Below are 17699 nucleotides of genomic sequence, written 5' to 3'. Positions count from 1 at the left end.
GCTGCTTTAGTCGAAGTTGCCGAGCCCGATCTGGATTACCTCGGCAATATTCTCTGGGTAGATCGCTTCGTGCCAGCCCTCAAGCTCGTCCGTGGTGAACCAGCGGTGCTGCGTCATCACTTTGCGCTCAAGATCCGTATGGCGAGATGTGTCGATTAGTTCGCTTTCGCTGTGCACAATGAAATAGCGCTCATCCGCCCGAACGGGTTCGCCCTCAACGGTGATGAATTCCGGTTCGATCTGGGCGATTTGCGGGCCAGGGTTGGCGATTATTCCGGTCTCCTCCAGCAATTCGCGCTTTGCCGCCTCTTCAAAGCTCTCGCCAGCGTCGCATTCGCCGCCTGCAGTCACCCAGAATGGCGGTCGCTTTGCGACGTCGAACCGAAACATCAGGGCGCGACCCTGCGGATTGAGAACAATAACCCTCGCCGCGCGCCGGATGCGCTTTTGGCCTGGATTACGCATGCGACCTAGTCCTCGTTCCGACTTTCTTCGCGCAGTTTCAGACCTGCGGTCTGCAAAGGCGTGACGGCATTTTTGAATTGCCCCGGTGTCATCCGTGTGAATTTACGAAATTCGCGGTTGAGGTGCGACTGATCGAAATAGCGCAATTCCGCCAGGTCTTTCTCGCTGGCATTGCCAAATCCGCGCATTGCGGCCGCCATGTCCAGGAACTTACTGCGCCTTAAAACGCCCTTCGGCGTCAGCCCAAATGCATCCTTGCAGCGGCGCTCAAGCTGGCGGATGGATATGCCAATTTCTTCAGCGGCCAGATCGATCCTGATCGTGCTGTCTCTTCGGGCAAACACCTCAAACTTGGCGAGCTGCGTGTCGACTTCTGGGTGCCCGTGCTTCTTGACCCGCTGCAAGACAATGGCCTCCATCGCGGCAACCTTCGCCTCATCATCGCTCGCAGCACTGATGCTGCGCTGTAATTGATTGGCCAAATCACCCCACTCCTCAGTCAAAGGCAGCAGCCGATCAAAATATTCAGGGTGGGGCTTGGCGAATAAAGCGCGCCATGCGCTGGGCCGAATGGCAAAGCCGACAACGTTGAAGCTGCCCTTTACCCGGACCTTAAACGGTCCTGAATTGGCCCCGAACAGCAATGTGTCGCTTGGCCGCGACCATTCGCCGGGTGCAACCTCGCCAGACCAATCGCCTTCGACAAGACAGCGAACAAATGCAGTTTCTGCCAGCAGAAAATCCTCAATCACCATGGCTTCGGGCAATTGTGCCTGAAACACGTAAAACCGCCGTATATAGGGCGCGACTGCGGCCGAAGGGTGATAGGTGCGAGACAGCAACATCAGTCGGCCTGACCATAAGCTCGCATCGTCTTTGCTCCCCAGCTTCCCTGTGCAATCGCGGCGATTGGCTCGCTCTAACTCTCCGGCGCGCTTGCCTTTATTGCAACAGCATGCACCCGTTCTCCGACAATGTCACCCAATGCAGCGATAACAGCGCGCTGCCGGGCCAGCCGGTTCATATCGGCAAACTGTGCTGCCTCAATCACAATGGTGAAGTGCGATTCGCCGCTGCCATCATCGCCAGCGTGCCCAGAGTGCTGTGCGCTGTCATTGATGATATCGAGCTTGCTTGGCGAAAAAGCCTCGGTCAGCAGCTGTGACATTTCTTGGGCAATTGAGCCGTTCATCGCGTTCTCTCTCTTGGATTTAGGGTTCGCAGACCCCATGCTCTATTTTCATGCGCTCTGCCAAGTTTCATGGACGTCACGAAGACGCTGCACGCGATTGCGAAGCTCCGGGCTGCGAGGAGGCTGGCGAGTTTCGCGCGCCTGGCGGTCGCCCCAATGGCTTTGACGGACCAGGGGAATGGCGCTGGATGTGTCTGGAACATGTGCGTCAGTTCAATTCGGGCTACGATTGGTTCGAAGGCATGAATGCAGAGGAAATTCTCGCCGCTCAATCGCCAGCATCCGGTTGGAAGACCGAAAGCCCGAGTTTTGAGCCAACCGCTGCGGCATCGATGGCATGCCGCGCTGGGCCGATTTCGATGATCCCTTGGACGCGATCTCCGCGCGGGCCGCGGGGATAAAAGGGCGCGCCAGGCGGGATGCAGAGGCTGCTCCCACCGGCTTTGGCGGATCACGTTTCTCTGCGGAAGAGATCGGCGCGCTTGAGACTATGGGCCTGGGACGAGATACCGACCGACCGCGCCTGCGCCAGCGGTATTCGGAGCTGGTGCGTCGTTATCATCCAGACCGCAATGGCGGGGACCGCAAATACGAAGCACGCCTCGGCAAGGTGGTGGAGGCCTATCAATTGTTGCGGAAAGCGCGCGCCCTTACTTAGCCGTTGCCAACCATTGCATTTCGAGTGCAATCTTGCGGGATCAAACCGGGGGCTGTTCGAAATGATGAGTGAGAAGACGAGTGCTTTGCTGGCAAAAGCGGGTTTTATCCCTCTGCCAGCCTGGTTGGGACTGTCAACATTGGCTGGCTTTCTTGCAGTTGGCTACGATCCAATTGCTTCGCACGTCAGTGTGATGACCTTGGAAGACAATTTGTCGCACACCTTGGCGAATATCGCCGCCTTGGCTGTTGGGCTTAGTTTGCTCGTCTTTGGAGCGGCCGTGTGGGCGATTTCGGGTAGGGTCTTCTCCGCCGGTGCCGCGTGCTGGATGATTTTTGGGGTCGCAATGATCAGCAATGGCATTTGGCCCATGGGTACCCCAATGCACGGCTTTTACGTGATCGGAATTTTCAACATCTTGGCGCCTGCGCTGTCTTTGCTTGATTTGCGATCGGCCGAATTGCGATCGAAACTATACGCCGTAACTGTGTTCGTCAGCTTGGCCGGAGTGACATACCTTTGGTTGTTGCTCACAGGCTTTGAGCCTGAAGGGTATTCGGGCCTCTTCCAGCGCTTCTTTGGGTCTATCAATTTGGTGTGGCCATTGCTGTTCGCATACTATCATCCTCGGCTCGGAAGCGAGATTGATAAATAGCATGTTGTGATGGCTTTGCGCCTCTCGGCAAGGTGGTGGAGACCTATCAATTGCTGCGAAAGAGCGTGCGCCTGAGCTGTGTTAGCGACCCCTGGTTAGGATCGGCTCGAATCCGCCATAAATGATCCTCGAACCATCAAATGGCATCTCGCCGGAGTGGCCTTCAAAACCTTCGCCTGCCATCATTGCTTGGTTGGCTTTCTCGAAGGTGGCCTTGTCCGGCCAGATTACCCAACCGGTGACGATTTTTTCTCCGTTAGGTGCCTTCACAGCCTTGCGAAAGTCGGTGGTTTTGCCGTCGGGAACATCAAGTTCCCAGGCTTCCATGACTTCCAATGCGCCGTGTTCCATCGACCAATTGGCCATGAACTCGGCAGCTTCGAGGTACTTTTCACGGTTTTCCTCAGGCACTGAGAGCGCTGCTACTGCTACGTACATTTCAATCCTCCCTCAAATCTGTCGGATCTCATATGACAGCAATTTGGCGATTTCGGGTCAGGTCTGCCGAAATGCCCAACGCAAGGTCCGGCCCATGCCCCAGGTTGCGGCCCGCGCAGGGATCGCGCTGAGGCCGGGCGCGTTTAGCCCCAGCATGCTTCTGCCCCATGGCGGCAACATGGCCACCGCATCTCCGCCCAGCATGGCTTGGACGCCCGGTGGCGTGCCTTCAGGCTTCTGGTTGAGCACCAGGTTTGCGATCTCGCGAGCCTCTGGCGAAGGCCGCAAATCAACGCGCAGCTCGCGGAAAATCGCATCGGCCTCTGCCCGGGTTTCCGGGACTGGATCCGCACCCAGAGCGCGGGCAATCACAGCAAACTGGCGGTAATACTCATCCTGCTCGCTGCGCGGCATATTCGGCTGCACATGGCGCATATATCCCGCCAGGAAGCTTTGCGCCTCGGCCACATGCACCCAAGCGAGCGTGCGCGGATCGTTCGCGATGTAAGATGATCCATCCGGCAGAGTTCCGGTCACCTGCGCATGGATGCCATTAACCCGCTCAATCGCCGCCATCGCGCGGTCACGGTGGCCGAAGGTGGTCACCGCAATGAACTTAGCCGTGCGGCGCAGGCGGCCATGCATATCCTCGCGAAAGTTCGAATGATCGAGCACGCCTTGGAGCGCGTGCGGATGGAGCATTTGCAGCAGAAGGCTGCGAATACCGCCGGTCATCATTCCAACCAGATCGGCATGGACCATACGGATTGGGGTATCACGCTCAAACAAGGCCTCGTCTGATGGCGGCTCTGGCTTCTGCCCGGCGCTGGCATTGTTAAAGACATCGCGAACCTGCTGAACCAGTTTCAGTCGTAGTTTTTCGATCGGATCAGCCATTATGGGCAATGTAGTCAGTGTGTTGCCCGATTGCGAGTTCAAGTTGCACTTCAAATATCGCCGCCAATGCCCATTTTAGCGCCATGAGAATTAACGCAGAATTTGATGAAGTCGTGATGATCCATACCGGCGACATGGAATGGGTGCCGTCGCCCATGGCCGGGGTCGATCGCAGAATGCTGGACCGGATTGGCGATGAGGTTGCGCGCGCAACCAGCATTGTACGCTATGCTGCGAGCAGTCATTTCTCTGAGCACACCCATTCCGGAGGTGAGGAATTCATCGTCTTGGACGGCGTGTTTCAGGATGAGCATGGCGATTATCCTGCGGGCACCTATGTGCGCAATCCAATCGGTACGCACCACATCCCGCGCTCCGATCCGGGCTGCACTATCTTTGTGAAGCTGTGGCAATTCGCAAAGGACGATGCGGATCAATTCTCGCTGAATTTAAATGCCTTGGAGCTGTCATCAGATGACAATATTCAAGGCGTCAGCCGCGCGCAGATCGTCGATCGACCGCAAGAGGCGGTATTCTTAGAGGCTTGGGAGCCGGGCATTGCGGCTGAATTGTCCGATGCCGGGGGCGCGGAGATTCTGATCTTGGAAGGTAAACTGATCCATGCGGGCGAAAGCTATCAGCGTCATGATTGGATCAGGCTGCCAGCAGGTAAAACCGCCGAATTCACAGCAGGCGCAGAGGGCGCACGGTTCTGGATGAAGTGCGGGCATTTGAGCAAAATCACCATTCCGAGCCAATAATCTGCGCAAATTCCTGTGACCTAGTGAAATTAGCAGTGTGCAGCTTCTTGCAGCCGCGCCAATCGCGCTCTAACCGTTCGGCACGATGAATTCTCCTGCAGACACCAGCTTCGACAGCGCTGCAGCAGCGCGCTTCCCCCTCAGCCCGACACGACGGTCGACGTGCGCGACGCATTCGGCATTGATGTCGATTGGCAAGTTCCCGCCTTCAGCGTGGCAGAGGCGCATGTGCCAGAGATCGACGAAAGCTATGTTTTCGATCCTGATACGACGATAGCGATTCTTGCCGGATTTGAGCACAACCGCCGCGTGATGGTTCAGGGCTATCACGGCACGGGCAAGTCGACGCACATTGAGCAAGTGGCCGCGCGGCTCAATTGGCCCAGCATCCGTGTGAACTTGGACGCGCATATCAGCCGGATCGATTTGATTGGGCGCGATGCCATCGTGCTTAAAGACGGCCTGCAAGTTACAGAATTCAAAGAAGGCATCCTGCCTTGGGCGCTGCAACACCCGGTTGCGCTGACATTTGATGAATATGATGCGGGCCGCCCGGACGTGATGTTCGTAATCCAGCGTATTCTGGAATTTGATGGCCGCCTGACCCTGCTTGATCAAAACCGGGTGATCACGCCGAACCCCTATTTCCGTCTATTCGCGACAACCAACACGGTTGGCCTCGGTGATACCAGCGGGCTGTATCATGGGACGCAGGCGATCAACCAAGCGCAGATGGACCGGTGGAACATCGTGGTTGCGCTCAATTACCTGCCCGCTGAAACTGAGCAGAAGATCGTCAAATCGAAAACGCCAGAAACCGATGACGCGGTGATCGCGGATATGGTGAAGGTTGCAGATCTGACCCGCCAAGGTTTTATGAACGGCGATATCTCGACCGTCATGAGCCCGCGCACGGTCATAACTTGGGCGCAAAATGCCGAGATTTTTAAGAATCTCGGCTTTGCGTTCCGCCTCTCATTCCTCAACAAATGTGACGAGGCAGAGCGGGTGCTGGTGAGCGAATATTACCAGCGGGTGTTCAACGAAGATCTGCCAGAGGGTATCGCGAAGACCGGTTAGAGACATTTGTAGTTGGTTGGCTCGATAGCTTCGGGCTTGCCTGGTTCACAAAAAATGCTCGCAAGCGCTGTATTAATGGTGTAACACAGCGGGTATGTTTCGGCGGCAACGACCAGACGATGACGATGGCATAAGCCATAGGCCGGGAAACCGCCGAGAGGCGGGCTACTACTCGCTGCAAGATCCCTATGGCAGCGCGCTGGATGAATTCGATAATAAGTTTGACTGGGGGCAACACGGGCAGAAGCCGAAGCGCAGATGGCTGAAATGGCCCAGCCTGCCAAGCTGGAGACGCAGGTCAAAGCGTGATGGCGGCGGCGGTGTTGCGCCCGATATTGAACCCGGCAATTACCCCCGTGCGGCTATACCAGCGACCAAGTGGCAGAAACGCCGCAAATGGTTTGTGCGTGGCATTGCACTTTGCCTGCTCGGTTTCATTCTGATCGTTGGCTGGCTTGCGTTCACCGCGCCACTGTCAAAATCGCTTGAGCCAATTGCGCCGCCTCAGATCACTCTGCTTGCTAGCGATGGCACGCCGATAGCCCGCAGCGGAGCAGTGGTGGATGCGCCGGTGGAGATCGAGGAGCTGCCCGAACATGTGGTCGGTGCGTTCCTATCGATCGAGGATCGGCGGTTTTATTCGCACTGGGGGATCGATCCGCGCGGCATTGCGCGGGCGGCGTGGTCAAACCTGTCCGGCGGCCCCCGGCAGGGCGGCAGCACTATCACTCAGCAGCTGGCGAAATTCACGTTCCTAACGCCTGAGCAGAGCATGACACGCAAGGCTCGCGAGGCGTTGATCGCTCTGTGGCTGGAGACGTGGCTGACCAAGGACGAAATCTTGGAGCGGTATTTGTCCAACGCCTATTTCGGTGACAATCAGTACGGGCTTCGCGCGGCCAGCCTGCATTACTTCTATCGCCATCCCGAAAACCTGAAGCCTGAGCAGGCAGCCATGCTCGCGGGTTTGTTGAAGGCCCCGAGCAGGCTCGCACCGACAAAGAACTATGACCTTGCGAAAGAGCGCATGGGCTTGGTGATCTCCTCCATGGTGGAAGAGGGCTATTTGACGGCGGAGGATGCCGCGAGCCTTCCTTCACCAAAGCTGGATGTGCGGGCTCGTAATAACCTGCCAACGGGCACATATTTTGCCGATTGGGCGCTGCCGATTGCGCGCAAGAATGCAGAGGCGAGCTATGCCAAGCAGGCGCTCACGACGACCCTGGATGCGCGCCTTCAAGCGCTCGCGAGCCGGGTGGTTGGCCGGGCGAGGCTTGGCGAGGCGCAGGTTGCCTTGGTGGCGATGCGCCACTCGGGCGAAGTTGTGGCGATGGTTGGCGGCAAGGATTATGCGAAGTCTCCATTTAACCGGGCGACGCAGGCGCGCAGGCAACCAGGCTCGACCTTTAAATTGTTCGTCTATCTCGCCGCACTTGAGGCTGGGTGGCAGCCGGACGACACCATTCCGAACACGGCCATCGAACAAGGCAGCTATCGCCCCAAAAACTCCGGCGAGAAATATTCCGACGAGCTGACCCTGGAGCAGGCATTCGCAAGCTCCAGCAATGTCGCTACAGTTCGGCTGTTCCAGGCGATTGGTAGCGAGCAAGTGATCGCAACCGCGCGCTCACTGGGGGTCGAATCCAGCCTACCCGTGGGTGATCCCAGCCTCGCGCTCGGCACGTCATCCATGACCTTGCTTGAACTCACCTCCGCCTATGCAGGCCTCGCTGGCAATACCTTCCCGATTGAACCCCATGCATTTGAGGAAGAGGAGGAAGGCTGGCTCGATTGGTTGACCTCTGGCGAGGACAGCCTGTCGGAGCGCACGCATGAAAACATTGAACAAATGCTGCGCGCCGCGATCAATCGCGGGACGGGCCGAGCGGCCACTTTGCCCATTGCGAATTACGGCAAAACCGGCACGACCCAGAATTATCGCGACGCTTTGTTCGTCGGCTATGCTGGCGATCTTGTGGTCGGCGTGTGGGTCGGCAATGACGACAATTCCTCGCTTGGCGGCGTGACGGGCGGGGGGACACCAGCCCGTATCTGGCGCGATTTTATGCGCGGCGCCTTGTCGCTTGCACCGCCGAAGCCCACCAGCGCGCCTGATCCAGAGGGGCCTGTGCAGCCGCTTGATATCGGCGAAGGCGAGACAATCGTGATCGATGAAAACGGCTCAGAAATCAGCTTTGACGAGGAAGGGATTACCTTCTCAACCGAAGTGGAAGGCGTTCCGTTGGAGCTGAGGATTGACGAGGACGGACTCAATCTGGAGCCTGCGCCGCCCAGCCGTTAGCAGGGTAATTTAATCCCGCTCCGCCATCAGAATATTGAGGATTGCGGTGGCAATCGGACGCCCACGATCATCTTGCCAGGCCTCGACCGCAATATTGGCATTGCGCTTAGCCAAGCCGGGTGATCCGCCCCACGGCGTAGGTCTGCTTTTGCTTGCCAGCCGCGAGATATTGCACCGTGATATTAACCGGTTTGAGCTGAGGGTTGCGGCCCTCGCGCACCAGCACAGTGCGCAAAGCCGCATAGCCAGCATTCTCGAGCAATCCGGCTGTTGCGCCGCCATGAAAGGCACCCGGTCTGCCCTCGATAACGGAGCTAAACCCAACCGTTAGAACCGGCATATCGCCTTCCAACCCATGGAGCGAAATGCCCAAAGCGCGGGCATAGGGAGGCAGTATCAGATCAACCGCCGGATCGGATTGTGTGTCACTCATCGCCGGTCCCCGCAGAGCTGGCTGCATCTTGGCCCATTGGAACTTTGCCTTGGCGAGGATCGCGGTCAATGGTCATGAACACACCGGCGACATGTGCGACCGGATCATCTGGATCACCGTCATGTGCAATCCCCCGCACGAATGCTGCCGATTTGGTCGTGCGATAGCATTCAACCCGGCCGATGACTGCGGCGCATTCCTTCGCTGGGCGCTGATAATCGACCCTCAGATCAAGCGTCGCAATCGGGGTGAAATCACCCTTCGTCGTCCAGATGCTCATCCCGCTGGCCATGTCCATCAGGCTGACGATCGGGCCGGAGGCTAGGACGGCGCGATCCTCTTCGCCCAACAAGTCCTCTCGCCAGGGCAATTCCAGCTCCACCCAATTCTCACCGTGGGCACGATAACGTAGCCCCAGCCAGCCTGAATGGCCGTGCTTGGTGAAAAATTTGGACGCCTGCGCAGGGTCAAATCGGGCTTTGGACGAGCTCATAGACAGACCTGTGTCGCGGCTGCTGCAACATTACAATGTTTTAATTTCAGCGAATCCTCCTGCCCGGTCATTCTTGATCTTGCACCGCGGCAATTCCGTTTCGGTGCAACCTTGGAGGGCAAAAATGGACCTTGCTAAAATTGATCTCGCTTCACTGCCAGGACTGGAAACCGCGAACGGCTTGTTCGGTTCGGCGATGCAATCAGGGGCGACATATGACGACCGGATCGTTGTCATCATGGTCTATCTCTATGACACCATCCCACCTGCTGCGATCGTCTAAGCAGGTAGTGTAAGCGATGCAGATTCATCCTGATATCGCGGCGCTGCGGAGTGACCCCACTCTGCAGCGCCATGCACAAACGCCAATGACGCAGGCGGTGGCAGAATGGCAGTCGAGGAGTGATGTAATCACTCTAGCACAGGAGCTCGCGGCTTATGACGCAGGAGATCACCTCTGCTCGTGCCACACTTTGTCCGGACTGATCGGCAATCATGAAGTTGCGTCGCGTTTCATCGCCGATTGGTGCGATGCGTTGCTGACCCCAATGATGGCTCAGCCACTTGGCCAAGTGCCGCTGCGACATAATGTCGCGCCGGGCTTAGCGACGCTGCAATTGATGAATACAGGCGGCACGGCGCTCTCGCTGTTTGTCTACAGCGAGCTTGGCTCCATCGCCGAGCCGCAAAGTGCGGTTTTTGCTGACCGTGAGGCTCATGAGATCGTCTTGGCGGGCAGGGCGCACGGGGTTCAGCATCAGCTCACCGAGATTCATTCGGGCCGCGCGCATATCGTTTCTAGCTCTAGAACCTATGAGGCGGGCAATTGCGTGTCGCAGTCAGCAGGTGTGCAAACGCGGGACTTCCTCAAGGTTGAAGGGTCGATGCTGTTGCTGCAGCTGACCCGTGTTCCAGCAAAGCCTGAACCTTCGCGCGAGTATCTGTTGCCTGATGGTACGTTGATCCATCAAGTTAGCGCCAACAAACGCGCCAGCCAGCACTTCATGGCGGTGGATGTGTTGGGCGCTATGGAGCGCGGTGATGCGGTGCCGGTGATGCGCGAACTGGCCTTGTCCCTCGGCGATGATGCGGACTTGCGCTGGGAAGCGGTACGCCAGACCTTGGCGCTGGATGCGGCGCAGGGAATGGCCTTGCTTGGCACGCTCTCAGCCCGGCTGGATGATCCGATTGCTCAGCCTGCCGCTTCGCTAATGCAAACCTTGATCGCCGCGAATGCGCGGCTTGCCGATCTGGCGAAAGAGGCCGAACCATGCCCCGCATCATAGAAGTCTCCACGGATACCTCCGCTACCCTTGAGGAGACAATCGAAGCGCTTGCCGGAATTGACTTTGACCCCACCTGCGATGAACGGACGCAGCAGGCGGCCAAGTGCCTGCGCGCGCTGACTAACAATCGTACATTTCTGGGCGATATGCTGCTTGATCAGATCAAGCACCGTCACCGCGAAGTCGGCCAAGAGAGCGGTTATGGACCGCAGTCGATTGTGCTCAGCCCGCTGACGGGCAATGCCCTGCTGCGCGCTAATATCTGGCCTAGCAGAGGATGATCTGTGTTTCAAGGCGAGCGGGGCCAAGAGCTTCGTCTATGGCATTCCGCACGATCACAATTTCTCGTTTCTCACAAGCGGCTACCTAGGGCCGGGCTATCGCAGCGACTATTACGAATATGATTATGCGGATCACGCGGGCTATCCCGGTGAGCGCGCGAAGCTGACATTTGTTGAGCGCAGTGCTCTGTCTGAAAAGAAGCTGATGCTGTACCGGGCGCATCACGACATCCATAGCCAGCTACCGCCGGAAAGCCTCTCGGTCTCGCTCAATGTTATGCATGTCGACCCGGCTCAGCATTGGTACGATCAATATGGCTTTGACCTTGAAGAAGAACGGATCGAGCGCGTGCTCAGCCCGAATTCGACCGAGGCGTTCTTGCGGATCGCGGTGGCTACTGGCAGCGACAAGGCGCAGGATTATGCCGAGTGGGTGGGACGCCATCACCCGAGCGAACGCCTGCGCCAGGCCAGTTTTGAGGCACGTTGTGTGCGGTTGACCCAGCAGCACGATCGCGATGCTCTGTGGCGAGAAGCGGAAGGGGCGGGCAGCCGGATGCTAACAGCAATCGCACGCGGCAAACGGGACGAGTTGGCCGCGCGCGCGCGTTAAAGCACCCCGCCTGCGAGCCGGTCGATCGCGCCTTGCAAGATCACGGCGGCGGCGTGGCTATCGATCGCTTCGGCGCGTTTCGCGCGGCTCATATCCTGGCCGATCATCGCCGCCTCTGCGCTTTGCGTGGACCAGCGCTCGTCCCACAGCAAGATCGGCAGATCAAAGCTCTCGGCAAGGTTGCGGGCATAGGCGCGGCTGCTTTGTGCACGCGGTCCCTCGCTACCATCCATATTGCGCGGCAAGCCAATAACGATCCCGGCGCTGCTGCGATCCTTGATGACTTTGCGCAGTTCCTCGCGGTCACGGCCAAATTTGCCGCGCGGCAAGGTGGTGTGATTGGTCGCAAACCGCCATCCGCCATCGCAGGTTGCGGTGCCGATGGTTTTGGTGCCAAGGTCAAGGCCCAGTAATGCTCCGCCGTCAGGCAGTGCGCTGCGAAATTCGCCCGCATCTTCGGTGATCAGCGCGCTGTTTGCCATGCCATAACTCGGCGGGCGATGTCTGCCTGCGTGTTGGCCCAGAACAAGGGGATGTCATAGACGTGGTAATTGTTGCCTGGCAGAACATAGGAACCCATTTCTGGCGGATCACCGATCAGCAGTAGACCGCGCTCATCACAGCGCGCAGGAACTGCGCCGGGCACCAGCTCGCCATCGCTGATATCATTGTTTGGCACAAGAGTGCCGAGGTTGGCCTCCATCGCAGCCTCTGCGCCAATCGTCCCGGTCAGTGGGTTGGTGCACAGAATTTTACTATCCCCGCGCAGGCTCCCGTCGAAGCCGGTTGATTTGGCATAGGTTTCCATCACGTCCGACGGATCGGCAGGTTCGGCAAAGCTAGACCATGATAAAACGCAGCCTGCCTGGTCGGCCCTGGTACACGCGGGCATGCCAAGGGAGAGCAAATCATGCTTGATCGAGATCGGCCAGCCGACTGCGTAAACAGCGATGATGCGCGGCGCGATCTCTGATCCGCTCACTTCCTCGCGCAGCAGACGCAGCAAATGCAACGAGCCTTGGCTGTGCCCGACAAGGGCGATGGGCGAGATCGTCATCGAGTGAGCTGAGGAAATAGCGATAGGCCTCTAGTACGTCGGCATAGGCGGCATCGATGGCCTGTTGCCCTTCGGGTGCATCGGTCAGGAATGCACCCATGGTCGCCTGGCGATAACGCGGGGCCCAGATCTCTGACGCTGCGCTAAAGGGGCTGGCCATACCGCGCACATAGAGGCTTGCAATGCGCTCAGCCTCTTCAGAGCCAATCGGTGCGTTCCAGTTTGCACGCTCGAGATAGCTGGTTGGGTGGATGAAGAAGACCGCGAAATCAGACATATCTGACGTCGTGACGTCACTGGGGCGCTGCGCGGGCGCGCGCTCTGCGGTGGTTTCACCCTCGCTTGATGCTGGCGCATAGACCGGTTGCCAGCGTGCAGGATCGCTAACGCCGATACCCGGGCGCGAATACCAAAGCGACGGGTCTTCATAGGCATTGTCAGCCAAGGCCTCTTGTTCGATGAATTCCGTGTCGGGCACTAGGGCAAAGGCTGCCAATTCGCCCTTGAACATCTCCCAACCGATGCGGCCCACCAAAGCTGCAACAATGCAAAACGCAATGAAATAGAGGAATTTCTTAGCCATGTGCTGGCTCGCCTAATCGCTGCTGGCTGCGCTGCGTTCGGCAATGGCAGGACGCAATGTGGTCCAGGCGCGGTCACCGCGCAGCGAGCTCCACCAGCTACCCGGGTTCCAAGTGGTTGAGCCGTCCAGCGAGAAGGTGATGAATTCTGCGCGCCCGCCGATGTTTTCAAGCGGGATCGCGCCGCCAAGGCCGCGTTGCGGGATTGTGGCGCGGCTGTCTGCGGAGTGATCGCGGTTGTCGCCCATCACGAACACCGCACCTTCTGGGATCATCAGAGGCCCGAAATTATCGTGCGGCTGGCCTTCTATGTGGTCAATCGTAAGGTACGTCGCGCCATTGGGCAGCGTCTCGCGGTAGGTCGGCGGTTCGTAGAACTGAACGCCGCTGGCTTCGCGAGCCCGGTAAGGCTCGAAGGCGGTTAGGCACGGGCGATCATCGCAGATCAGCTCTTCCTCAAACGGGATGCGCACCGCTGGTACAACTTCACGTTTGATCGCCTCGCCATTGAGAATGATCAGCCCCTCGCGCACTTCAATTGTATCACCGGGCAGGGCAACCACGCGCTTGATGTAGTCCTCGTCGCGCACCGGGTGCACTGGGATGACGATATCGCCATATTCTGGCGTGCTGCCGAAGACGCGCCATTCGCCGCGCGGTAGCAGGTGAAAACTCGCCGACGCCCATGACCAGCCATAGGGATATTTGCTCACCACCAACCGATCGCCAACATGTAGCGTCGGCATCATCGAGGTCGATGGAATATAGAACGGCTTTGCGACCAGGCTATGAAACGCCAGCACCGCTAGCAGCATCAGCAGAAGTCCGCGTAGCTCCGCGAACCAATTGACCTTTTCTTCGGCCGTTTCGTCAGTTTTGATGCTGGTGTCTGTCACTGTCGTGGCTTCGGTCATAATGCTCGTTTAGGTCTGGGGAAGGGGCAGCGCTTCGATAATAACGAAGGCCTGCGCCCATGGATGATCGTCGGTTAGGGTTAAATGAACATGCGCCTCATGGCCTTCCGGGACCATTTCCGCAAGACGCTTCGCCGCGCCGCCGGTCAGCGCGAGTGTCGGCGCGCCAGAGGGCGCATTGACCACGCCGATGTCTTTCATAAAAACGCCGCGCCGAAATCCGGTGCCGACCGCCTTGCTGAAGGCTTCTTTAGCGGCGAATCGCTTCGCATAGGTGCCAGCGATGGTGAAGGGGCGGCGCTGAGCCTTGGCCCGCTCTTTCTCGGTAAAGACGCGGTTTTCAAACCGCTGGCCAAATCGGTCGAGCGAGTTTTGGATCCGCTCAATATTGCAGAGGTCCGACCCGGTGCCGATGATCATATTGCCACTCCACTGAAAAATCCCATTGCGCCAAGAGCCAAGAGGAAGCTCGCGCCCCAAAGTAGGGTAGCCTCTCGGACTTTATCCTTGTTCCACAAGACAATTGTCGCGACCAGCAGAGCGACGTTGATCAGGAATGGGCCAAAAACCATCAACGTGTCTAGCAATGGGATCGGATCGCCGCGGTGAACCTCTGAACCGAAGGCCATACCGATCAGCGCGATTAAGCCCGTTCCAAGCAGGCACAGCGCATACCAGCAGACCATGATGGCAAGCAGCCAGACCGGCTTTTTCTGCTCAGTGCTATCGTCCATGTGTCGTTCTCATCCGCCCAAAGCCCGCGTCATAACCATCACCAACAGGCCGAAAGCTGCCGCGTGCAGCATCACCTGAGTCTTGAACAAGGGGTGGGCAAAGTCGCCATTCCCACGTTTCAGCGACCCAACATAACCAAAAATTTGTAAGGCCACCCAGCCAATTGCGAAGGCGATCAGTATGCCATTCGACAGAGCATATCCCAGAAAGCCGATGCTGAGGATGAACAGGCCTGCTGCGCCAAAGGCCCAGCGTTTTTGTTCAGCAGTCAGATCGGGAGAGTCCGGGCGGTCGGCATCGGCCACATCAACGTGCCTCGTCCATCAGTTCGCGCATCCTGCGGATCGCCGGTTCGAGACCAGTGAAGACTGCTTCGCCAATTAAATAATGCCCAATGTTGAGCTCTGCGATCTGGGGAATGGCGGCGATTGGTTGAACATTTTCAAAGGTCAGCCCGTGGCCCGCATGCGGCTCAATCCCGTTCTTTGCGGCCAATGCGGCCATGTCGGATATCCGTTTCAGCTCGGCTTCGACCTTTGCATTGTCACCGTCTAGGAAGGCATGTGCATATTCGCCAGTGTGAAACTCAACGACAGGCACGCCGAGGCGCAAAGACGCATCGAGCTGGCGATCCGTTGCTTCAATGAACAGCGACACGCGAATCCCCGCCGCTCTCAATTCCTCAACAATCGGTGCCAGAGTATTGTGCAATCCGGCAGCGTCCAGACCGCCCTCTGTGGTGCGTTCCTCGCGCTTTTCCGGGACGATGCAGGCCGCGTGCGGTTTATGCCGCAGCGCAATTTCAAGCATTTCCGGGGTCGCAGCCATTTCAAGATTGAGCGGTAGCTCAGTCGCGGTTTGGATCCGGGCCAAGTCTTCATCGCGGATATGACGGCGGTCTTCGCGCAAATGAGCGGTAATCCCATCGCCGCCGACTCTGGCGACAATTTCGGCCGCGCGCACAGGATCAGGGTGGTCGCCGCCGCGCGCATTGCGGATGGTGGCGACGTGATCGATATTAACGCCCAGTCTGAGCTTCGCGGTCATAAGTGGGTGCCTATTCCTTGCGGCTGCCCGGCTTTGTCACCGCGATAGCGGCAAGTTCTGCGGGAACTTCATCATCCGAATATGTGGGGAAATTGATCGCAATCAATGGGTAGAAGGGCACGCCCAGATCGACCTCTCCGCCAGAGCGATCAACCAGAGAGCATTCTGCGATAACCTCACCACCCTCACGCGCAACCGCAGCAATCGCTTCGCGGCTGGAAAGGCCGGTGGTCACGACATCTTCAACCATCAGCACTTTGGCACCCGGTTCTAGTGCGAATCCCCGGCGGAAATGAAACTCGCCATCGGGACGCTCAAGAAAAAGCGCGTCTTTTTCCATGTATCGTCCAACTTCATGGCCGATAATAATGCCGCCCATGGCCGGTGAGACTACAGTATCCACAGCCGCGCGGACCTCTCTGGGGATGTTGGTGCACACCGCGCGGGCCAAGCGTCCGGCGCGTTCTGGATTCATAAGGACTCGGGCGCATTGCAGATAATGCGCGCTGTGACGGCCCGAGGATAGCTTGAAATGCCCCTCCAACAAAGCGCCAGAACCACGAAACTCGGCCAGAACTTCTTCTTCAGTCATGCGTAAAAACACTACCTTTTTTACAAACTTGCGCCCCAAACATGGTGGCTTGCATAATTTTCTCCCTAGAAGCGCTTGAGGCAGTGAGCAAGCGCAGCTAAGAGGCACCCAACGTTGGCAGGAGTGTCAGCGCACAAGCTGTCGGCAGTGCCTGTTAAAGGGCGCTGCGTGTCAAGGCAGCATGGGAATAGTAGCGGATAGATTAGACACATGAAACTGGGTCATATTTTCGACCGTGCGTCGCTTGCGATGGTTGCTTTGTTTGCAGCCCTTTCGATTGCACTAATGCCTCAAACGACGGTTGCACAAGAAGCCGATGCTGGCGAAGTTGCTGAGGCAGGCGTCCCGACAGTGGATGCCAATTCAGCTTACACGCCGATGGCGCCAACCGAAGGCAAGGGTATGCCGACGTCGTATGAAGACGACGCGTGGAAGAGCCTGACCTTCCAGGATCAGTATTCTGCCGACGGCAAATATGCGCTGTGGATGCATGATGTGATCTTGATGCCTGTCATCACCATCATCAGCCTGTTTGTGCTTGCGCTGCTCCTTTGGGTTGTGGTCCGCTACCGCAAGGCAGCCAACCCGGTCCCATCAAAAACGACTCATAACACCGCCATCGAAGTGATTTGGACGATTGTGCCGGTCATCATTTTGGTGGTGATCGCGGTGCCATCGATTTCGCTGCTGGCGCGGCAATATGAAACACCGCCAGAAAATGCCGTGACGATCAAGGCGACCGGATATCAGTGGTATTGGGGTTATAATTATCCTGATTACGGCGAGTTTGAGGTCATCTCAAACATGCTAACCGAAGAGCAAGCTGAAGAAAGTGGCGAGCCCTTTCAACTGGCCGTTGATAACCGCATGGTTGTGCCAGCCGACGTTCCGCTGCGCGTGCAAACAACCGCTGCTGACGTGATCCACGCATTTGCCGTACCGTCGCTGTGGTTCAAAATGGATGCGGTCCCTGGTCGCCTCAATGAAAAATTGCTGACGATTGAGGAGCCTGGCGTGTATTATGGCCAGTGCTCAGAGCTGTGCGGTGCGCGTCACGCTTACATGCCGATCACGGTAGAGGCGCTGCCGATGGAGCAATTTGAGGCGTGGGTCCGCAGCAAAGGCGGCGAGGTGCCTGGTGATGTTGTTGCTGAGGCACCGGCCGAAGAAGCCGCTGCTGAAGACGCTGCGTCCTAAGAATACGAAGTTAACGAATTAA

General features: G+C 57.7%; 25 protein-coding genes and 1 pseudogene. 10 read left to right on the top strand and 16 right to left on the bottom strand.

Annotated features, from left to right (window positions below; all coding sequences use genetic code 11):
- Nucleotides 1-6: 6 nt before the first annotated feature.
- The 3 genes from AC0V6Z_RS15485 to AC0V6Z_RS15475 form a co-directional block, all read right to left on the bottom strand.
- Nucleotides 7-465 (bottom strand): NUDIX hydrolase, encoded by a 459-nt coding sequence (locus AC0V6Z_RS15485; protein ID WP_472639291.1) that lies wholly within the window; start codon nucleotides 463-465, stop codon nucleotides 7-9.
- A 5-nt stretch (nucleotides 466-470) separates the two neighbouring features.
- Nucleotides 471-1310: a helix-turn-helix domain-containing protein gene (locus AC0V6Z_RS15480; RefSeq protein ID WP_472639290.1), complete on the bottom strand. Its 840-nt coding sequence runs from the start codon at nucleotides 1308-1310 to the stop codon at nucleotides 471-473.
- 74 nt (nucleotides 1311-1384) lie between these two features.
- Complete coding sequence (locus AC0V6Z_RS15475) at nucleotides 1385-1657, bottom strand: BolA family protein (RefSeq protein WP_472639289.1); 273 nt, start codon at nucleotides 1655-1657, stop codon at nucleotides 1385-1387.
- Nucleotides 1658-1707: 50 nt separating this feature from the next.
- Here AC0V6Z_RS15475 and AC0V6Z_RS15470 point away from each other — a divergent pair.
- A pseudogene (locus AC0V6Z_RS15470) lies at nucleotides 1708-2315 on the top strand (J domain-containing protein).
- 61 nt (nucleotides 2316-2376) lie between these two features.
- Nucleotides 2377-2970, top strand: coding sequence for a DUF998 domain-containing protein (locus AC0V6Z_RS15465; protein WP_472639288.1), 594 nt, complete (start codon nucleotides 2377-2379; stop codon nucleotides 2968-2970).
- Between the two features lie 81 nt (nucleotides 2971-3051).
- Here the strand turns inward: AC0V6Z_RS15465 and AC0V6Z_RS15460 are convergent, their stop codons facing one another.
- Nucleotides 3052-3408, bottom strand: a complete 357-nt coding sequence (locus tag AC0V6Z_RS15460) for a DUF1428 domain-containing protein (RefSeq protein WP_472639287.1) — start codon at nucleotides 3406-3408, stop codon at nucleotides 3052-3054.
- A 57-nt stretch (nucleotides 3409-3465) separates the two neighbouring features.
- On the bottom strand, nucleotides 3466-4305 hold the full coding sequence (locus AC0V6Z_RS15455) for an oxygenase MpaB family protein (protein WP_472639286.1): 840 nt from the start codon (nucleotides 4303-4305) through the stop codon (nucleotides 3466-3468).
- An 83-nt stretch (nucleotides 4306-4388) separates the two neighbouring features.
- Here AC0V6Z_RS15455 and AC0V6Z_RS15450 point away from each other — a divergent pair, with 83 nt between their 5' ends.
- The 3 genes from AC0V6Z_RS15450 (at nucleotide 4389) to AC0V6Z_RS15440 (ending at nucleotide 8448) form a co-directional block, all read left to right on the top strand.
- The gene (locus AC0V6Z_RS15450) at nucleotides 4389-5066 is read left to right on the top strand and encodes a cupin domain-containing protein (protein WP_472639285.1); all 678 of its coding nucleotides are present in this window, start codon (nucleotides 4389-4391) and stop codon (nucleotides 5064-5066) included.
- A 162-nt stretch (nucleotides 5067-5228) separates the two neighbouring features.
- Entirely contained in the window at nucleotides 5229-6146 is a 918-nt protein-coding gene (locus AC0V6Z_RS15445) for an AAA family ATPase (protein WP_472639284.1), read from the top strand.
- A gap of 94 nt (nucleotides 6147-6240) precedes the next feature.
- A complete protein-coding gene (locus AC0V6Z_RS15440) occupies nucleotides 6241-8448 on the top strand; it encodes a transglycosylase domain-containing protein (RefSeq protein ID WP_472639283.1) in 2208 nt (735 codons plus the stop codon).
- 106 nt (nucleotides 8449-8554) lie between these two features.
- Here the strand turns inward: AC0V6Z_RS15440 and AC0V6Z_RS15435 are convergent, their stop codons facing one another.
- Entirely contained in the window at nucleotides 8555-8881 is a 327-nt protein-coding gene (locus AC0V6Z_RS15435) for a PaaI family thioesterase (RefSeq protein WP_472639282.1), read from the bottom strand.
- On the bottom strand, nucleotides 8874-9374 hold the full coding sequence (locus tag AC0V6Z_RS15430) for a PaaI family thioesterase (RefSeq protein WP_472639281.1): 501 nt from the start codon (nucleotides 9372-9374) through the stop codon (nucleotides 8874-8876). The genes AC0V6Z_RS15435 and AC0V6Z_RS15430 overlap by 8 nt, the downstream gene beginning before the upstream one ends.
- 124 nt (nucleotides 9375-9498) lie before the next feature.
- Between AC0V6Z_RS15430 and AC0V6Z_RS15425 the strand changes: the two genes are divergently transcribed.
- Genes AC0V6Z_RS15425 through AC0V6Z_RS15410 form a run of 4 tightly spaced genes read left to right on the top strand, consistent with a single transcriptional unit; the run spans nucleotide 9499 to nucleotide 11554 of the window.
- The gene (locus tag AC0V6Z_RS15425) at nucleotides 9499-9657 is read left to right on the top strand and encodes a hypothetical protein (RefSeq protein WP_472639280.1); all 159 of its coding nucleotides are present in this window, start codon (nucleotides 9499-9501) and stop codon (nucleotides 9655-9657) included.
- Nucleotides 9658-9673: 16 nt separating this feature from the next.
- Entirely contained in the window at nucleotides 9674-10660 is a 987-nt protein-coding gene (locus AC0V6Z_RS15420) for a hypothetical protein (RefSeq protein ID WP_472639279.1), read from the top strand.
- Entirely contained in the window at nucleotides 10645-10941 is a 297-nt protein-coding gene (locus AC0V6Z_RS15415; protein ID WP_472639278.1) for a hypothetical protein, read from the top strand. Before AC0V6Z_RS15420 ends, AC0V6Z_RS15415 begins: the two co-directional genes overlap by 16 nt.
- Nucleotides 10901-11554: a hypothetical protein gene (locus AC0V6Z_RS15410; protein WP_472639277.1), complete on the top strand. Its 654-nt coding sequence runs from the start codon at nucleotides 10901-10903 to the stop codon at nucleotides 11552-11554. The genes AC0V6Z_RS15415 and AC0V6Z_RS15410 overlap by 41 nt, the downstream gene beginning before the upstream one ends.
- Here the strand turns inward: AC0V6Z_RS15410 and ruvX are convergent.
- Genes ruvX through pyrE form a run of 9 tightly spaced genes read right to left on the bottom strand, consistent with a single transcriptional unit; the run spans nucleotide 11551 to nucleotide 16480 of the window.
- Nucleotides 11551-12036, bottom strand: a complete 486-nt coding sequence (gene ruvX, locus AC0V6Z_RS15405; RefSeq protein ID WP_472639276.1) for a Holliday junction resolvase RuvX — start codon at nucleotides 12034-12036, stop codon at nucleotides 11551-11553. The genes AC0V6Z_RS15410 and ruvX overlap by 4 nt on opposite strands.
- Nucleotides 12018-12560 carry a DUF3089 domain-containing protein gene (locus tag AC0V6Z_RS15400; RefSeq protein WP_472639275.1) on the bottom strand — a complete coding sequence of 181 codons (543 nt, stop codon included), beginning with the start codon at nucleotides 12558-12560 and terminating at the stop codon, nucleotides 12018-12020. The genes ruvX and AC0V6Z_RS15400 overlap by 19 nt, the downstream gene beginning before the upstream one ends.
- Nucleotides 12463-13194 (bottom strand): DUF3089 domain-containing protein, encoded by a 732-nt coding sequence (locus AC0V6Z_RS15395; protein ID WP_472639274.1) that lies wholly within the window; start codon nucleotides 13192-13194, stop codon nucleotides 12463-12465. Before AC0V6Z_RS15395 ends, AC0V6Z_RS15400 begins: the two co-directional genes overlap by 98 nt.
- Before the next feature lie 12 nt (nucleotides 13195-13206).
- Nucleotides 13207-14106, bottom strand: coding sequence for a signal peptidase I (lepB, locus tag AC0V6Z_RS15390; RefSeq protein ID WP_472639273.1), 900 nt, complete (start codon nucleotides 14104-14106; stop codon nucleotides 13207-13209).
- 9 nt (nucleotides 14107-14115) lie between these two features.
- On the bottom strand, nucleotides 14116-14526 hold the full coding sequence (acpS, locus tag AC0V6Z_RS15385; protein WP_472639272.1) for a holo-ACP synthase: 411 nt from the start codon (nucleotides 14524-14526) through the stop codon (nucleotides 14116-14118).
- Entirely contained in the window at nucleotides 14523-14840 is a 318-nt protein-coding gene (locus AC0V6Z_RS15380) for a hypothetical protein (RefSeq protein WP_472639271.1), read from the bottom strand. Before AC0V6Z_RS15380 ends, acpS begins: the two co-directional genes overlap by 4 nt.
- 9 nt (nucleotides 14841-14849) lie before the next feature.
- Nucleotides 14850-15146 (bottom strand): pyridoxal phosphate biosynthetic protein, encoded by a 297-nt coding sequence (locus AC0V6Z_RS15375; RefSeq protein WP_472639270.1) that lies wholly within the window; start codon nucleotides 15144-15146, stop codon nucleotides 14850-14852.
- A 1-nt stretch (nucleotide 15147) separates the two neighbouring features.
- Nucleotides 15148-15888: a pyridoxine 5'-phosphate synthase gene (locus tag AC0V6Z_RS15370; protein ID WP_472639269.1), complete on the bottom strand. Its 741-nt coding sequence runs from the start codon at nucleotides 15886-15888 to the stop codon at nucleotides 15148-15150.
- A gap of 10 nt (nucleotides 15889-15898) precedes the next feature.
- Nucleotides 15899-16480, bottom strand: coding sequence for an orotate phosphoribosyltransferase (pyrE, locus tag AC0V6Z_RS15365; RefSeq protein WP_472639268.1), 582 nt, complete (start codon nucleotides 16478-16480; stop codon nucleotides 15899-15901).
- Nucleotides 16481-16690: 210 nt separating this feature from the next.
- On the opposite strand from pyrE, the gene coxB reads away from it, so the two are divergent.
- Nucleotides 16691-17677: a cytochrome c oxidase subunit II gene (gene coxB, locus AC0V6Z_RS15360; RefSeq protein ID WP_472639267.1), complete on the top strand. Its 987-nt coding sequence runs from the start codon at nucleotides 16691-16693 to the stop codon at nucleotides 17675-17677.
- Nucleotides 17678-17699 lie beyond the last annotated feature (22 nt).

The organism is Erythrobacter sp. SN6-5, from assembly GCF_057364945.1.
This window is presented reverse-complemented; position numbering and strand designations above follow the sequence as displayed.

What these genes read in the sequence shown, in the direction of transcription:
- AC0V6Z_RS15480 (WP_472639290.1), bottom strand. Translation starts at nt 1,310, where the DNA reads ATGTTGCTGTCTCGCACCTATCACCCTTCGGCCGCAGTCGCGCCCTAT.
- AC0V6Z_RS15425 (WP_472639280.1), top strand. Translation starts at nt 9,499, where the DNA reads ATGGACCTTGCTAAAATTGATCTCGCTTCACTGCCAGGACTGGAAACC.
- AC0V6Z_RS15440 (WP_472639283.1), top strand. Translation starts at nt 6,241, where the DNA reads ATGTTTCGGCGGCAACGACCAGACGATGACGATGGCATAAGCCATAGG.
- coxB (WP_472639267.1), top strand. Translation starts at nt 16,691, where the DNA reads ATGAAACTGGGTCATATTTTCGACCGTGCGTCGCTTGCGATGGTTGCT.
- AC0V6Z_RS15430 (WP_472639281.1), bottom strand. Translation starts at nt 9,374, where the DNA reads ATGAGCTCGTCCAAAGCCCGATTTGACCCTGCGCAGGCGTCCAAATTT.
- AC0V6Z_RS15450 (WP_472639285.1), top strand. Translation starts at nt 4,389, where the DNA reads ATGAGAATTAACGCAGAATTTGATGAAGTCGTGATGATCCATACCGGC.
- AC0V6Z_RS15460 (WP_472639287.1), bottom strand. Translation starts at nt 3,408, where the DNA reads ATGTACGTAGCAGTAGCAGCGCTCTCAGTGCCTGAGGAAAACCGTGAA.
- pyrE (WP_472639268.1), bottom strand. Translation starts at nt 16,480, where the DNA reads ATGACTGAAGAAGAAGTTCTGGCCGAGTTTCGTGGTTCTGGCGCTTTG.
- AC0V6Z_RS15485 (WP_472639291.1), bottom strand. Translation starts at nt 465, where the DNA reads ATGCGTAATCCAGGCCAAAAGCGCATCCGGCGCGCGGCGAGGGTTATT.
- AC0V6Z_RS15370 (WP_472639269.1), bottom strand. Translation starts at nt 15,888, where the DNA reads ATGACCGCGAAGCTCAGACTGGGCGTTAATATCGATCACGTCGCCACC.
- AC0V6Z_RS15410 (WP_472639277.1), top strand. Translation starts at nt 10,901, where the DNA reads ATGCCCTGCTGCGCGCTAATATCTGGCCTAGCAGAGGATGATCTGTGT.
- AC0V6Z_RS15380 (WP_472639271.1), bottom strand. Translation starts at nt 14,840, where the DNA reads ATGGACGATAGCACTGAGCAGAAAAAGCCGGTCTGGCTGCTTGCCATC.
- AC0V6Z_RS15475 (WP_472639289.1), bottom strand. Translation starts at nt 1,657, where the DNA reads ATGAACGGCTCAATTGCCCAAGAAATGTCACAGCTGCTGACCGAGGCT.
- AC0V6Z_RS15435 (WP_472639282.1), bottom strand. Translation starts at nt 8,881, where the DNA reads ATGAGTGACACACAATCCGATCCGGCGGTTGATCTGATACTGCCTCCC.
- AC0V6Z_RS15465 (WP_472639288.1), top strand. Translation starts at nt 2,377, where the DNA reads ATGATGAGTGAGAAGACGAGTGCTTTGCTGGCAAAAGCGGGTTTTATC.
- lepB (WP_472639273.1), bottom strand. Translation starts at nt 14,106, where the DNA reads ATGACCGAAGCCACGACAGTGACAGACACCAGCATCAAAACTGACGAA.
- AC0V6Z_RS15395 (WP_472639274.1), bottom strand. Translation starts at nt 13,194, where the DNA reads ATGGCTAAGAAATTCCTCTATTTCATTGCGTTTTGCATTGTTGCAGCT.
- AC0V6Z_RS15420 (WP_472639279.1), top strand. Translation starts at nt 9,674, where the DNA reads ATGCAGATTCATCCTGATATCGCGGCGCTGCGGAGTGACCCCACTCTG.
- acpS (WP_472639272.1), bottom strand. Translation starts at nt 14,526, where the DNA reads ATGATCATCGGCACCGGGTCGGACCTCTGCAATATTGAGCGGATCCAA.
- ruvX (WP_472639276.1), bottom strand. Translation starts at nt 12,036, where the DNA reads ATGGCAAACAGCGCGCTGATCACCGAAGATGCGGGCGAATTTCGCAGC.
- AC0V6Z_RS15455 (WP_472639286.1), bottom strand. Translation starts at nt 4,305, where the DNA reads ATGGCTGATCCGATCGAAAAACTACGACTGAAACTGGTTCAGCAGGTT.
- AC0V6Z_RS15415 (WP_472639278.1), top strand. Translation starts at nt 10,645, where the DNA reads ATGCCCCGCATCATAGAAGTCTCCACGGATACCTCCGCTACCCTTGAG.